The following is a 12,741-nucleotide window of genomic DNA, read 5'->3' as shown; positions in this document are numbered from 1 at the left end:
GGACCGCTCCGGGCGGACCCGGACCCCGGGCCTACAGGTCCAGCAGGGCCTGCTCGACGGCCTCGGTCAGCGCGGGGTGGATGTACAGCACCTCCCGGCCGACCTGGTCGGCCGTCTGCCCCAGTGCCATGGCCTGGATCAGCGGCTGGATGAGCGTCGCGGCCTGGGGACCGATGATGTGCGCGCCCAGGATCGTCCGGTCGCCGGGGTCCGCCAGGACCTTCACGAAACTGGTGGTGTCCTCCAGGGCCCATCCGTAGGCGGTGTCCGCGTAGTCGCGGACGCTCACCAGGTACGCGACGCCGCGGCGGCGCGCCTCCTGCTCGGTCAGTCCGACGCTCGCGATCTGCGGGCTGGTGAAGACCGCGTGCGGAGCCAGCCGGTTGGACAGGGTGCGCAGGTCGTCCGGGTGGAGCAGGTTGTGCCGTACGACACGGGACTCGGCGTTGGCCATGTGCTTGAGCTGGAAGTGGTTCACGGCGTCGCCGAGGGCCCAGACCCCCGGTACGGACGTGCGGTACGTGTTGTCGGTCACGATGTGCCCGTGCCCGTCGAGTTCCAGCCCGCCGGCGGCCGCGTCCAGCCGGTCGGTGTTGGGCCGGCGGCCGGTGCAGATCAGCAGCATCTCGGCCTGGACGACCTGCTCGCCCTCGGCGCAGGTGACACTCACCTCGACGCCGCCGGGGCGACGTTCGACGGCGGTGACGGTGGCGCCGAGGAAGACCTGGTGCCGACGGGAGACGAGCTCGGTGAAGCGCTCGGACACCTGCTCGTCCTCGGCCATCAGCAGGCGCGGCCCCCGCTGGATGATCGTGACGTCCGACCCGAACGCGCCGAAGACGTGGCCGAACTCGGCCGCGATGAACCCGCCGCCGATGACGGCCAGCGAAGCGGGTGCGTCCTCGATCCGCATGATGGTGTCGGAGGTGTGGAACGGCACGGTGTCCAGTCCGGGGACGTCCGGCACGTCGGGCCGTGAGCCGACCGCGACCACGATGGTGTCGGCGGTGATCCGCTCCCCGCCCACCTGCAGCACCTTCGGCCCGATGAAGCGCGCCTCCTCGGTGTACACGTCGATGCCGTGGTCCCGTCGGTAGTCCACCGCGCTGTCGTGGATGGGGTCGATCCGGTGGAAGACCCGGTCGCGGACGGTCTTCCAGTCCACCGGTTCGACGGTGGCGTGGACCCCGAGCCGCGCGGCCGCCCGCGCGCCCTCTGCCGCGTCGGCGGCGACGACGAACATCTTGCTGGGGATGCAGCCCCGGTTCAGGCACGTACCGCCGAAGCGGTCCGGTTCGACGATGGCGCAACGCAGGTGTGCGAACTCGTCCCCGATCAGCATGTTGCCGCTGCCCGCGCCGAGGACCACAAGATCGTAGTGCGGCATGTCCGCCCGCCTTCCGCCGGTCAGCAGATGTCCGGACGTCGGGGCTGCGGCGCAGGGTCCTCCCGCGGGACGACCCGCCCGATTTGTGCCTGTTCGGTCCTTCGAGGTTCATATCACGGGCACGGGGCGTCGGGGGCGGACCACCGGTGCGACACAGCCGGAGGGGTCAGCCCGCCGTTCCGGCGGCCTGCTCCTTCCTGCGCTGCCGGTAGGCCCGCATGGACGCGCGGGAACCGCACCTCGGGCCGCAGTAACCGGCCGAGCTGTTGCGTGTCCGGTCGAAGAAGCAGAAGTGGCACGGCTCGTGGCGGCACGCCCGCAGCCTGTCCCACACGCCCGCGTGCGCGAGTTCGGTGACGCTCGCCAGTACGGTCCCGAACAGCCCGGGGATGCCGCTCTGCGTGCTCGCCAGGCCGGCTCCCTTGGCGGTGACGACCGTGATCAGGGGGTAGCGGGCGGCGATGCCGCGCAGGTGCTCCTCCGCCTGGGCGAGTGCCCCGGGTGTGGTGTTCTTGTCGCCCGCGTGCGCCAGCAGCACGGTGATCAGGGCGTCGCGCAGTTCGCGTGCGGCGGCCGCGTCGGCCTCGGTGACGTGGGTGGCCTCCGTGCCCAGGTCGTGCTCCAGCAGCCATGCGTGCATGCTGCGGGCGTCCGTGAAGCGCTCCGGGAGCTGCCTCGGCCCCGAAGGGTGCGTGTTGAGGAACCGCAGGAGCGCGTCGACGGCTGCGGGCTGGGTCAGCGGACTGCGCTCGGTCGTGGGCGTCGGCATCGTGCGGGCCTCCCTTTCCGGGCCAGTCTAGATCACTCCCCGTTGTGGGTGAAATCAAGACGGTCGTCATTCTCTTCCCCATGCAGTGGAGTGCGGTGAAGCGCGGTGAAGTGGGTCACGCTCGCCCCGATTCGTGAGGATGTGTGTTGCGGGTTGCGAGCTAATGGCCTACGGTCATCACCACGAGGACAGGCTGAGCCGCTCCAGTGGTACGGCTCGAAGCCTTCGGCGACCCGGCCGGGGATCCGGCATGTGGCGCCGGTGCGGCTCCGCCGTCCTCGTCCCCCGGAAAACGGTGGCCGCCGGCGTGCGGCGCACCGTCGTCTACGAAGGAAGACCCCCCATGTACACGAAGCTGGAACTTGTCGTGCTGCCCGTGTCCGATGTCGACCGGGCCAAGGCGTTCTACGAGGCGCTGGGATTCCGCCTGGATCTGGACAAGGCCGTCAGCGAGGACTGGCGCGCGGTGCACTTCACCCCGCCGGGCTCGGAGTGCTCGGTGATGTTCGGTCAGGGACTCACCTCCGCCGAGCCGGGCTCGGCCCAGGGGCTGTACCTGGCCGTCCTCGACATCGAGGAGGCCCGTGCGGAGCTGGTCGCCCGGGGCATCGAGGTGAGCGAGGTGTTCCACGACGCCGGCGGGCTGCTGTTCCACGGCCATGAGGGTGGGGAGGTCACCCACCGGCAGGAGGGTCAGGGGCGGCTCGCGGGCCTGCATCCCGACCGTGCCTCGTACGGCTCGTTCGCCGCCTTCAGCGACCCGGACGGCAACGGCTGGGTGCTCCAGGAGATCAAGCAGCGGTTCCCCGGCCGCTGATCCCACCCCCTCACCGCAGGGCGTACGGAGCCGTACGGACGTGGCCCGCCCTGCGCCCCGATACGCGCATATGCTCGTTCCTAGGGAAAGGAAACCCCGTGAACATGCCCCCCGTGGAGCCGTCCGAGCAGGACGGCCCCGGCCCGAGGCCGGCGTCGCACCGTGCCCCGCGCGGACTGTCACGACGCGCCTTCGTCGGCGGCGCGGCCGCCTCCGCCGTCACCGTCGCCGGCATCTCGCTGGCGGGCGGGTTGCCGTCGGCCTCCGCCACCCCGCCCCTGCGGACGCCGCACGGGTTCGGCTCGGTCTCCTCGGCGCCCCGGCTGCCGGCCGGGTTCACCAAGACCTTCAGCAGCCGCTTCGTCCGGGCCGGCGGGCTGCGCCAGCACGTGGTGACCGGAGGCGACGGGCCGCCGTTGCTCCTGGTGCACGGCTGGCCGCAGAACTGGTACGCGTGGCGCATGCTGATGCCGGAACTGGCCCGGCACCACACCGTCATCGCCGTCGACCAGCGCGGCATGGGACTCACCGACAAGCCCATGAGCGGGTACGACACCCGCTCCCTGGCGGGCGACCTGGTCGCCCTGATGGACGCCCTGGGCCACGAACGGTTCGCGGTCGTCGGCCACGACACCGGAATGATCATCAGCTACGCGCTGGCGGCCGACCACCCGGAGCGCGTCGCCCGCGTGGCCCTCGCCGAGGTCCCCGGACCCCCGCGGAAGTCCGCCTCACCGATCCTCTTCCTGGACGAGCGGGACAACGACAGGCTCTGGCACATCCCGTTCAACCGGGTCGACCACGAGCTGACCGAACGGCTGGTCAGGGGGCGCGAAGCGGACTTCTTCGGCTACGAGTTCGACATCCAGGGCGGGGAGAAGCTGCCCCGGTACGCGCGCGAGTACTACGTCCGCCTCTTCTCCGACCCCGCGACGCTGCGCGGCAGTTTCGGGTTCTACCGCGCGTGGGACGGCACCACCGGTCAGAACGAGGACCGCGCGCAGAAGAAGCTGACGATGCCGGTCCTGGCGATCGGCGGATCCGAGAGCTGGGGCGGTGCCGTCGCCGGCGCGCTGGAGCCCCTGGCGGAGGACGTACGGGGCGTGGTCATCCGCGGCGCCGGTCACTGGGTCGCCGAGCAGGCGCCCGAGGAGATGCTGGCGGAACTCGGCACGTTCCTCGCCCCGTACCGCCGCGCCGCCGGCGCCTCGCGGTAACCCCCGGCCGGGTCCGTCCCGGCGAACCCCACCCACAGACGGGAGGCACGGTGTTCTCCGACATCGGCCCGCTGGAGGTCCTGACGCTGCTCGTGGTGGCGGTCGTCCTCGTCGGACCCGACAGGCTCCCCGGGCTGGTCTCCGACACCGTGCGTGCCCTGCGCGGGCTCCGTGAGCTCGCGCAGGGCGCCCGGGCGGGCCTCCGGGACGAACTCCCGCCCGAACTGCGGGACCTGGACCTCATGGACCTCGACCCGCGCGATCCGCCCGCCGGCGGCCACCGGCCGTGACGGGGCCGTCCGGCGGCGCACGGATCCGCGTGCGGCACCTCGGTACCTCGGCACCTCAGAAAGGAAGCACCCATGTTCGGAAGGCTCGGAGCACCCGAGATCCTCCTCATCCTCGTCGTCGTCCTCCTCCTCTTCGGGGCCAAACGGCTTCCCGACATGGCCCGTTCCTTCGGGCAGTCGCTCCGGATCCTCAGGAGCGAGACCAAGGCCATGCGGGAGGACGGCTCCGGCGAAGCCCCGGGTGCCGTGCGGACCGCTGCCCTCGAGCCCGGGGCGGCGACTCCTGGGCCCGGGGCCGCGACCCCGCACACGGCGCCCGAGGCCGCCGCGGCGGACGCACCCCACCGGCGCTGAAGCGCCCCGGACGGACCGGCCATGACCACCCGTACCCCGCGTGACCCCGATCGGATGCCCCTCCGGGAGCACCTGCGCGAACTGCGCAACCGCCTGCTCAAGGCCGTCGGGGCGATCCTGCTCGTCACCGTCGCCGCAGCCCTGTTCCACCGGCAACTCATCGGGTTCCTCATCGATCCGCTGCCCGGCTGTGCCCCCGGCCGCCTGACCGGGGCCTCCGGGGCGGACGGTGCGGGTCACTGCGGCGTGATCTCCCTCAACGGTCTCCTCTCGCCGTTCTCCCTCGCGCTCAAGGTGTCGGTCACCGCGGGAGTGGTCGGCGCGAGCCCGGTGTGGCTCTACCAGCTGTGGGCCTTCGTCGCGCCGGGCCTGCACCGCCGCGAGCGGAAGTACACCCTGGCCTTCCTCGGGGCGGGCATCCCCCTGTTCCTGACCGGCGCCGCGGTGGCGTACCGGACGCTGCCGACGACGGCCCGGGTGCTGATCTCCTTCACCCCCGACAACGCCACCAACATCCTGCCCGTCGACGACTTCCTCGACCTGGCCACCCGCATGGTGATCGTCTTCGGCCTCTCCTTCGAACTGCCCGTGCTCCTCGTGCTGCTGAACTTCGGCGGGGTGATCAGCGCCCGGCGGATGACCGGCTGGTGGCGCGGCATGCTCATGGGGGTCGCCGCCTTCGCGGCGATCGCCACCCCCAGCACCGACCCGATCAGCATGCTGCTGCTCGCCACGCCCATCAGCCTGCTGTACGGGGCGGCGTGCGCGGTCGCCTGGTGCAACGACCGCCGGCGACGGCGCACCGCACCCGGCCGCCCCGACCCGGCCCCGGCCGCCGTCGAGGCCCCCGCCGCCGACGACGTCGCCGTCGGCAGGTCATGACGCGTCCCGGCGGGAGCCGCTCACTCCGCCCACGGTTCGAAGCCGGTGTCCAGCACGGCCTCGAGGAACCCGCGCAGCAGGGCCGCGTCCGCGGACCCGAACCGTTCCTCGAACCGGGTCTGGACGTCGTTCCAGAGGGGGAGCGCCGCCTTCATCCTGGCGAGGCCGTCCGGTGTGAGCGTGACGATCCGCGCGCGGCGGTCGGTCGCCGACGTCTCGACGGTGACCAGGCCCTCCCGCGCGAGCGGCTTGAGGTTGGAGGCCATCGTCGTACGGTCCATCGCGATGATGTCGGCGAGGGCGGTGATCGTCATCTCTTCGTGGACGCTGAGCTGCTGCAGGATGCTGAACTGCGTCGCACGGAGGCCGACCGGGGCGAGGGCCTTGTCGTAGGTCGCGCCGAGGTACCGGGCCGCCTTGCGCAGCGCCAGGTTGTTGCACGAGTCGGCTTTCGACGCCGCAGCGGTCATGGTCTCCTCCCGAGGATCCTCCCCATGATACGAGCATCTGCTCCCACACGGGTACGACGGTCCCCGCGCCGAAGCCACGGGCACGGCGCGACGGCGACTCCCCGTGGCCGGACGAAGACAGAACGACAGGCTGCGGCTGCCGGAGACCTATCACGACCGACGGAACGGACGAACCGGGTCATAATTCCGGATGTGCGGGGATTTCGGGGATCCCGCCGTTAGGAAGCGTTCACTTCCTTCGCCGCGCAAGTAAACTAGGGGCATGTCAGACGTCATGCCGCGGCAGGAAGCGGCCCCCGAGGCGATAGTGCCGCTCAGTCCCGACGAGGAAGCGGTCGTCCGGTCGCTGAGTCGTGTCATCTACGCCCTGCCCCGTGTCATGGACGCTGATCTGGTCCGCGAGCAGCGGCTCCCGCTCATCGAGTACCTGACCCTGATGAACCTCTCCGAGGCGCCCGGTCGGCAGATGCGCATGAGCGACCTCGCCGGGGCCTGCGAACTGTCGGTCAGCGGGATGACGCGTGTCGTCCACCGGCTGGAGAACGACGGGCTCGTGCAGCGCGTCAAATGCGCCGAGGACGCCCGCGGCTGGAACGCGGTCCTCACCGACGCCGGCCTCGCCCGCCTCAAGGAGGCGTGGCGGACCAACCTGGTGTCCGTGCGCCGTCACTTCCTCGACCACCTCGAAGGCCTGGACCTCAAGGCGCTCGGCGCCGCCCTGAGGAACGTCGCCACCTGACCCGCCCCGTACGGCCGAGGTGCCCACCCCGGCTCCGCGGCCACTCCGCCGTGGCAGAGGCGTGCCCCTGCCACGGCGCCCGGTCAGGCTGTCGCCGAGACCGGCTCCCCGGCCTCGGACGCTGCCGCGCCCGCGTCGTCACCGGTGGTCCCGGCCGACGGTGTGACAGGGGTGTAGAAGACGCTGCCCTGACGACGGGACCGCTCGGCGAGCCCCTTCGCGACCAACGCCTCCAGGGCGTTGCGCACGACGGGGGCGCTCGGGGCGGAGCGATCCGGATGCCGCTTGGCCAGCGCGTCGACGAACTCACTGACCATGCGTGGCTCTTCATCGGCGGCGAGGACGTCCGCGACGAGGCCGCGCAGCGTCGGCTTCTCCTTGTCGCGGGACGGCGCCGCCTTCTTGCCGGCCTTCCGGGCCTTCGCCCCACCGGCCGGCTTCCGTGTGCGGGGCCGCGGGACGGCCCGGGGAGCGCCCTCCTCCGGCGCCCCGGCCACGCCGGCGGCCGGAACCACCTCGGCGGGAACCTCCTCGGCCGGAACCTCCTCGGCCGGCACTTCTCGGGCCGCGACTTCTTCGGTCGGCACGGCATCGGCAGGTTCGTCGCGCGGGGCGACGCGGGGTCCACCGGTCGTCACGCTGCCCTGCAGCCGGGTCAGCCAGGCCCGCTCGTCCTCGAGCCGGGTCAGGCGGGCCTGGAGCCCGGCCACCTGCTCCCGGACCGCTTCCTGTTCCTTGGCGTTGTTCTCCAGGTCCTCTGCGAGACGCGCCGCATACCGGTCCTGAATGGTTGTGTTGTGGGACACGACAGCCGCTTCCTGGTGTATGGGATGTTGCTGCCGGATCGTACCCATCCTCCGCCCTCACCGTGCGGAACCGCCCCGTACTCAGCGAGTTGGGGCAGTGTTCACCGTGGCCGTCCCGGCCGAACGCCCCGCCGCCGCAAGTCCCGGTCCGGGCAGGCCCGTGGACGGGCCGGGCGAAGCATGCTCGTCCCAACTCGTCATTTCGCGGGGCATAGTTGAGGTTCCACTTCACGATGGCGGAGTGCAGATGCGGCGTCCGGCCCTGGCAGTGCGGGAGGAGTCCCGGACGGGCGAACCCGCTTACGGTCAGGGCAAGTTCGAGGGAACCCCTCCGGGGTGAGTCGCCGTTGACGCGGAACCGCCTCCGGGGCGCCGCGGCCGCGGCGCCGCCCTCGCCCTCAGGCCCGCCAGATGTTGTCGAAGGCCGCCTTCTCGATGTCCTTCCGCTGCCGTACCGACTGCAGTTCCTCGACGGCGTCGTGGACCGCGGCCAGCACCGTTGCCACGGCGTCGTCGCCGACGTCGGCGAGGTCGCCGGCGGTCCGGTCCCCGGGGACCCCGGCGGCGGAGGCGAGGGCGGCCAGGACGGGCTCCCCCGACGACCGGCGGCCGAGCGCCTCCCGGCGGGCGGGGGAGTCCAGCAGCACCTGCTCCCCGGTGGCCCAGGGCCGCCACCGGGGGCGGCTCACGGCGGTCAGGCCGGTCGCCTGCAGCGCGCCGCGGTAGACCGAGGAGAGGTTGCGGCCCCTGCGCCACAGCCAGTCCTCGACCGACTCGTAGGGCGCCTGGTCGACGAGCGCCGACGCCGCCTGGTCCAGCAGGTGGTCACCGGTGGCCGGCCCGTCCGCCGGCACCAGGCGGTCACCGTCCAGCGTGACCGCCCGCGCTCCGAGGAGATCGATCACCTCGGCGCCCGCGAGCGCGAGCGACAGGTCGCCCGGTTCGACGGGAGGGCTCGAAGGCACATCCATGGTGACGATCATCAGGTCCTGCGGCGTGCTCATGGCGGCTCCTGTCGAAGAGATCAACAACGATACGTCGCCGCGGGCCGCCGTCCGCCGTTCCGGGCGCACGGCGAGCCGCCCCTCACGGTGCGCGCATGTCCGGGCGGTGCCCGGTCAGGGGTTCGTCCAGGCGCTGGGGGACTCCGTCAGCGCCAGGACGCCGCGCGGCAGTTCGGCCCCCGCGACGTCGGCGAGCGACACGCCCTCGAGGATCTCGCGCACGTTGGACCGCAGCGCGATCCACAGCGGCAGCAGCGACTCGGCGGGGCCGGTGTACGCCAGGTCCGGGGGGCGGACCCCGCGGACCGAGACGAGCGGTCCGTCGACGGCGCGGATGACGTCGGCGATGCTGATGGACCCGGCGGGCCTGGCCAGGCGGTAGCCGCCGTTGCCGCCCCGCTGGCTGAGGACGAGCCCGGCGCGCCGCATCTCGTTGAGGATGCCCTCGAGGAACTTGTGCGGGATGTCCTGGGCGGCGGCGATGGCCTCGGCCTTCATCGGCCCGGCCTCCGGTGACGCGGCGAGCTGCAGTGCGGCACGTACCGCGTAGTCCGCCCTGGCTGAGATCCGCATGGGCGCATTATCCCGTCGGGTGCCGGTGGTGTCGGTTCCGGGTCACACGGGTAGCGTGAACGGGGGGTGCGTGCCGTTGAGGTAGTAGTCCCCGACGTCGCGGAGGCGGGGGGCCACGGGCTCGTACAGGGTGTGGGTGCGCGCGTTGCGCCAGAAACGGTCCAGGCCAAGGCGCGCGGACGCGGAGCGGGGCCCGATGACGTCCAGGGCGCGCGTCGTGCTCTCCCGCACGGCGGTGGACGTCGCGACCTCGGCCACGGCCACGAGCGCCGAGATCTCCGCGCACTCCTCGTAGCCGAGGTCCTCCCCTCGTGCCAGGCCGCCCTCCAGTGCCTCCAGCGCCTGACCGGCGAGCGCGGAGGCGGAGCGGGTGAGGACGGTCAGCTCGCCGTACGCGGCGAGCACGTGGGGGTCCTGGGGCGATCCGGCCGGCCACTCGGGTTGCCACGGCCGCTGGCCCGCCCTGCTGTACTCGCGGGCCTCGGCGAGCACGCCCTCGGCCGTGCCGAGTCGGAGCTGGACCGACATCAGACGCCCCAGCGGCGAGGCCAGCGAGGCCAGGGGCGACAGGACGTCCTCCTCGGCGGAGAGCGAACCGAGCACCTCGTCGGCGGTGACCGCCACGGAGGCGAACTCCACGCCGCCCCCGGCGGCGAGCCGCTGGCCGAAGGGATCGTCCTCCGCGCCGACCGCGACGCCGTGCCGGGCGAGGTCGACGGCGACGGCGAGCGGTTCCCCGGTGTCGGCCCGCACGGCGCGTACGGCGATGCGGTCGGCGACGAGGACGCCCGTGACGTAGCTCTGCCGGCCTTCCAGCCGGTAGCCGCCCGCGGTCCTGGCCAGCGTCAGCGGCGGATCCTGGCGGGCGAATCCACCGCCCCAGCACCACTGCCCGGCCGCGGAACGCCGTTCCAGCCCCGTGACGGCCGAGGGCCCGGTGAGGAGCCGGGCGCTCCACGACACGAAGTAGTGCGTGCCGAGCAGTTGGGCGATCGCGGCGTCGGCTGCCGCGATCTCGCGGACCACGGCGTACGCCGTGGCCCAGTCCGCGTCCCCGCCGCCGGACCCGGCGGGCACCAGCAGCGGCAGGAGCCCCGCCTCGCGCAGCCGGGAGACCTCGTCGAACGGGGGCTTGCCCGCCTGGTCCCTGGCGACCGCGTCCGTGGCCAGGTCGTCCGCCGTCTCACGGGCCACCCGCAGCCAGTGCGCGCGGCCGGGCCCGGTCGGCTCCGGTTCCGGCGGTGGTGCGGAGCCGGACGGCGCGGTCTCAACGTCCATGGGCGTCTGGGGCACGTTCCTCATCCTGCGCAGCCTGTCGGACCACCGTCAATGCTTTCCCATCAATTCCATAGGAAATACTCGGCGGTGGCAGCCTCACGGGGTGCCCGCGGCGGTCCTGCGGATGGCGACGCAGGCGATGTCGTCGTTGAGGACGCCGTCGCTGTGGCGGAGGAGGGCCTGGTGAAGGAGGCGCAGGAACCCGGCCGGTGCGGTGGTGGCGGCCTGCCGGGTCCAGGCGGTGAGGGGGAAGAAGGTGCCGCCCGGGTCGCGGGTCTCGCTGACGCCGTCGGTGTAGAGCAGCAGCAGGTCGCCGACGGCCAGGGGAACGCGGTCGACGTGGTAGCCGGAGCCGACAAGTGCCGCCAGGTTGACCGGTGGTGAGGGGACCACCGGTTCGATGGCCCGGGTGCGGCCGTCGTGCACCAGGAGGGCGGGCGGGTGCCCGCAGCTGAGCACGGAGGCATGGTCGGCTGCGGGTGGGATCTCGACGATGACGGCGGTGGCGAAGCGTTCGCAGTCGTCCTCGGCGGGCACCGCCGCGGTGTACCGGGCGATGGTGGTCTCCAGACGGTGCGCGAGGTGCGCCAGGTCGGGGGCCTCGTAGGCGGCCTCGTGGAAGGAGCCGAGGAGGGCGGCCGAAACCCCCACGGCGCGCAGGCCCTTGCCGCGGACGTCCCCGAGGATCAGGCGCAGGCCGTGGGGGGTGTCGGCCGCGGCGTAGAAGTCGCCGCCGATGCGTGCCTGGGGTGCCGCGGCGAGGTAGAGGGTCGCGATCTCCAGGTTCCTGATGCGTTCGGGCACCGGCCTGAGGAGGACCTCCTGCGTCGCGTCGGCGACGGCACGGACCTGGGCGAGGGTGTGTTCGCGCTGCAGGCGCAGATGGCTGGCGTATGCGGCGGCCAGGCTGACGGCGCCGATCGCCCCGGCGGTGTAGAGCGCGGACATGTCGGAGAAGGCCAGGGCGTAGCCGATGACCGGGAGCAGGCAGATCATCCCGAGGGTGAGGGTCGCCCGCACGGACCAGAGCGACGCGGCGAGCGCGGGCGCCGCCGGCAGCAGGCGGGTGAAGGGGACGTCCTGAGGGGTGAGGATCGCCAGGACCCCGATGACCGCGGTCAGGGCGGCGGGGGACAGCAGAACGGGGTCCCGTCGCCGCAGGTTCGACCACATCGTCCGATACCGGGCCAGAGCGCTCATGGCTGGATCGTAGGCGATCCTTGATCGCACCCCGCGGGTGCGACATCTGATACCGCGTCCGCCCCCGGACGCCCTTCGCGGGTCCGCGGAAGTCGCGCGTCCTTGGGCTCGTGTCTCCCACCTGCCGCGGTGTTCCGCCGGTGGGCCCTGCGCGTATGGGTCAGAAGGGAGGTTCGAGATCGCCGCGGCCGTCGCTGTGCGGCCCCCGGTCCCAGGGCTCCGCCCGGAAAGGTTCGGGGCCGGGGACGTCGTGGCCCCACGCTTCAAGGGCCCTCCGGGCGATGCGGCGGGTGGGCTCGTGGCCGTTGGTGTCGAGGACGTGGCGCGCGTGCACGGCGAGGTGATCACGCTGCTCGGCGAGCGCGGGGTGTTCGGCGAGGATGAGCGCGGCGATGACGGCGGCTTCGCGCACGTTCTCGTGGCCGTCCTGCACGAAGGGAGCGACGGCCCGGTAGAGCATCGGGCGCAGGTCCCGGAAGGACGCCATGGTCGTGTCGTGGGTGAGGAAACCGGGGAACCACTGCTCGATGCGGCCGGCGATCTCGTCGGAGGCGTCGTAGGCCGTGGAAACCAGCCAGTTCAACAGCGTCGCGCGGATCGGGACGTTGCGGTAGGCCCGGAGGTTCGCGGCCGCCGGGTGGGTGAGGATGCCGGCGACGTACAGGGCGACGGGTGCGGTGGCCTCGTAGATGCTGTTCTGGTGGTTGACCATCTCACCCAGCTCCGACAAAGCGGTGACCTGGATCTTGGGATCGGGCTCCAACAGCCGCGCGAGGACGTCGGGAAGGTCCTCGCCGCTCCCGAAAGCAGTTTGGAGCGAGCTCCAATCGGTCTCCGCCAGGACCACCTGGTAGGGCGGCACGCCGGGCTCAAGGGGCGCCCCGGCGCTGGAACGGCTCTCGTGCATGGGTCGAACCTAGACCAGGCCTCTGACACGATTCCCTTGCGGGCGACC

Annotated in this window: 15 protein-coding genes; 6 read left to right on the top strand and 9 right to left on the bottom strand. The window is 72.4% G+C overall.

Translation table 11 applies throughout. From position 1 onward, the window contains the following. Positions 1-31: 31 nt before the first annotated feature. Both OG937_03995 and OG937_03990 read right to left on the bottom strand, forming a co-directional pair. Positions 32-1,387 (bottom strand): mycothione reductase, encoded by a 1,356-nt coding sequence (locus OG937_03995; GenBank protein ID WUD70897.1) that lies wholly within the window; start codon positions 1,385-1,387, stop codon positions 32-34. Between the two features lie 166 nt (positions 1,388-1,553). After that, positions 1,554-2,156: a CGNR zinc finger domain-containing protein gene (locus tag OG937_03990; GenBank protein ID WUD70896.1), complete on the bottom strand. Its 603-nt coding sequence runs from the start codon at positions 2,154-2,156 to the stop codon at positions 1,554-1,556. Positions 2,157-2,499: 343 nt separating this feature from the next. Here OG937_03990 and OG937_03985 point away from each other — a divergent pair, with 343 nt between their 5' ends. The 5 genes from OG937_03985 (at position 2,500) to tatC (ending at position 5,716) form a co-directional block, all read left to right on the top strand. Beyond that, on the top strand, positions 2,500-2,973 hold the full coding sequence (locus tag OG937_03985) for a VOC family protein (GenBank protein WUD70895.1): 474 nt from the start codon (positions 2,500-2,502) through the stop codon (positions 2,971-2,973). A 98-nt stretch (positions 2,974-3,071) separates the two neighbouring features. Then, positions 3,072-4,190: an alpha/beta fold hydrolase gene (locus OG937_03980; GenBank protein WUD70894.1), complete on the top strand. Its 1,119-nt coding sequence runs from the start codon at positions 3,072-3,074 to the stop codon at positions 4,188-4,190. Positions 4,191-4,240: 50 nt separating this feature from the next. After that, entirely contained in the window at positions 4,241-4,480 is a 240-nt protein-coding gene (locus OG937_03975; GenBank protein ID WUD70893.1) for a hypothetical protein, read from the top strand. Between the two features lie 72 nt (positions 4,481-4,552). Then, positions 4,553-4,834: a Sec-independent protein translocase subunit TatA gene (gene tatA, locus OG937_03970; protein ID WUD70892.1), complete on the top strand. Its 282-nt coding sequence runs from the start codon at positions 4,553-4,555 to the stop codon at positions 4,832-4,834. Between the two features lie 21 nt (positions 4,835-4,855). Next, entirely contained in the window at positions 4,856-5,716 is an 861-nt protein-coding gene (gene tatC, locus OG937_03965; GenBank protein WUD70891.1) for a twin-arginine translocase subunit TatC, read from the top strand. 20 nt (positions 5,717-5,736) lie between these two features. Here tatC and OG937_03960 read toward each other — a convergent pair whose 3' ends face one another. Further along, complete coding sequence (locus OG937_03960; GenBank protein ID WUD70890.1) at positions 5,737-6,186, bottom strand: MarR family winged helix-turn-helix transcriptional regulator; 450 nt, start codon at positions 6,184-6,186, stop codon at positions 5,737-5,739. 262 nt (positions 6,187-6,448) lie between these two features. Here OG937_03960 and OG937_03955 point away from each other — a divergent pair, with 262 nt between their 5' ends. Next, positions 6,449-6,925, top strand: coding sequence for a MarR family transcriptional regulator (locus OG937_03955; protein WUD70889.1), 477 nt, complete (start codon positions 6,449-6,451; stop codon positions 6,923-6,925). An 83-nt stretch (positions 6,926-7,008) separates the two neighbouring features. Here OG937_03955 and OG937_03950 read toward each other — a convergent pair whose 3' ends face one another. The 6 genes from OG937_03950 to OG937_03925 form a co-directional block, all read right to left on the bottom strand. Next, entirely contained in the window at positions 7,009-7,731 is a 723-nt protein-coding gene (locus OG937_03950; GenBank protein ID WUD70888.1) for a hypothetical protein, read from the bottom strand. A 398-nt stretch (positions 7,732-8,129) separates the two neighbouring features. Continuing rightward, positions 8,130-8,735, bottom strand: coding sequence for a GPP34 family phosphoprotein (locus OG937_03945; protein WUD70887.1), 606 nt, complete (start codon positions 8,733-8,735; stop codon positions 8,130-8,132). Positions 8,736-8,849: 114 nt separating this feature from the next. After that, positions 8,850-9,308: an Rrf2 family transcriptional regulator gene (locus tag OG937_03940; GenBank protein WUD70886.1), complete on the bottom strand. Its 459-nt coding sequence runs from the start codon at positions 9,306-9,308 to the stop codon at positions 8,850-8,852. A gap of 42 nt (positions 9,309-9,350) precedes the next feature. After that, positions 9,351-10,586: an acyl-CoA dehydrogenase family protein gene (locus OG937_03935; protein WUD78624.1), complete on the bottom strand. Its 1,236-nt coding sequence runs from the start codon at positions 10,584-10,586 to the stop codon at positions 9,351-9,353. Positions 10,587-10,682: 96 nt separating this feature from the next. Then, positions 10,683-11,786, bottom strand: a complete 1,104-nt coding sequence (locus OG937_03930) for a serine/threonine-protein phosphatase (protein ID WUD70885.1) — start codon at positions 11,784-11,786, stop codon at positions 10,683-10,685. Positions 11,787-11,946: 160 nt separating this feature from the next. Next, entirely contained in the window at positions 11,947-12,693 is a 747-nt protein-coding gene (locus tag OG937_03925) for a hypothetical protein (GenBank protein ID WUD70884.1), read from the bottom strand. Positions 12,694-12,741: the final 48 nt, after the last annotated feature.

Origin of the sequence: Streptomyces sp. NBC_00510 (assembly GCA_036013505.1) — a bacterium.
GTDB lineage: Bacteria > Actinomycetota > Actinomycetes > Streptomycetales > Streptomycetaceae > Actinacidiphila.
The sequence above is the reverse complement of the archived record's forward strand: the minus strand, read 5'-3'. Positions and strand labels throughout refer to the sequence as shown.

What these genes read in the sequence shown, in the direction of transcription:
- OG937_03995 (WUD70897.1), bottom strand. Translation starts at nt 1,387, where the DNA reads ATGCCGCACTACGATCTTGTGGTCCTCGGCGCGGGCAGCGGCAACATG.
- OG937_03990 (WUD70896.1), bottom strand. Translation starts at nt 2,156, where the DNA reads ATGCCGACGCCCACGACCGAGCGCAGTCCGCTGACCCAGCCCGCAGCC.
- OG937_03985 (WUD70895.1), top strand. Translation starts at nt 2,500, where the DNA reads ATGTACACGAAGCTGGAACTTGTCGTGCTGCCCGTGTCCGATGTCGAC.
- tatA (WUD70892.1), top strand. Translation starts at nt 4,553, where the DNA reads ATGTTCGGAAGGCTCGGAGCACCCGAGATCCTCCTCATCCTCGTCGTC.
- tatC (WUD70891.1), top strand. Translation starts at nt 4,856, where the DNA reads ATGACCACCCGTACCCCGCGTGACCCCGATCGGATGCCCCTCCGGGAG.
- OG937_03960 (WUD70890.1), bottom strand. Translation starts at nt 6,186, where the DNA reads ATGACCGCTGCGGCGTCGAAAGCCGACTCGTGCAACAACCTGGCGCTG.
- OG937_03955 (WUD70889.1), top strand. Translation starts at nt 6,449, where the DNA reads ATGTCAGACGTCATGCCGCGGCAGGAAGCGGCCCCCGAGGCGATAGTG.
- OG937_03945 (WUD70887.1), bottom strand. Translation starts at nt 8,735, where the DNA reads ATGAGCACGCCGCAGGACCTGATGATCGTCACCATGGATGTGCCTTCG.
- OG937_03940 (WUD70886.1), bottom strand. Translation starts at nt 9,308, where the DNA reads ATGCGGATCTCAGCCAGGGCGGACTACGCGGTACGTGCCGCACTGCAG.
- OG937_03935 (WUD78624.1), bottom strand. Translation starts at nt 10,586, where the DNA reads ATGGACGTTGAGACCGCGCCGTCCGGCTCCGCACCACCGCCGGAACCG.
- OG937_03930 (WUD70885.1), bottom strand. Translation starts at nt 11,786, where the DNA reads ATGAGCGCTCTGGCCCGGTATCGGACGATGTGGTCGAACCTGCGGCGA.
- OG937_03925 (WUD70884.1), bottom strand. Translation starts at nt 12,693, where the DNA reads ATGCACGAGAGCCGTTCCAGCGCCGGGGCGCCCCTTGAGCCCGGCGTG.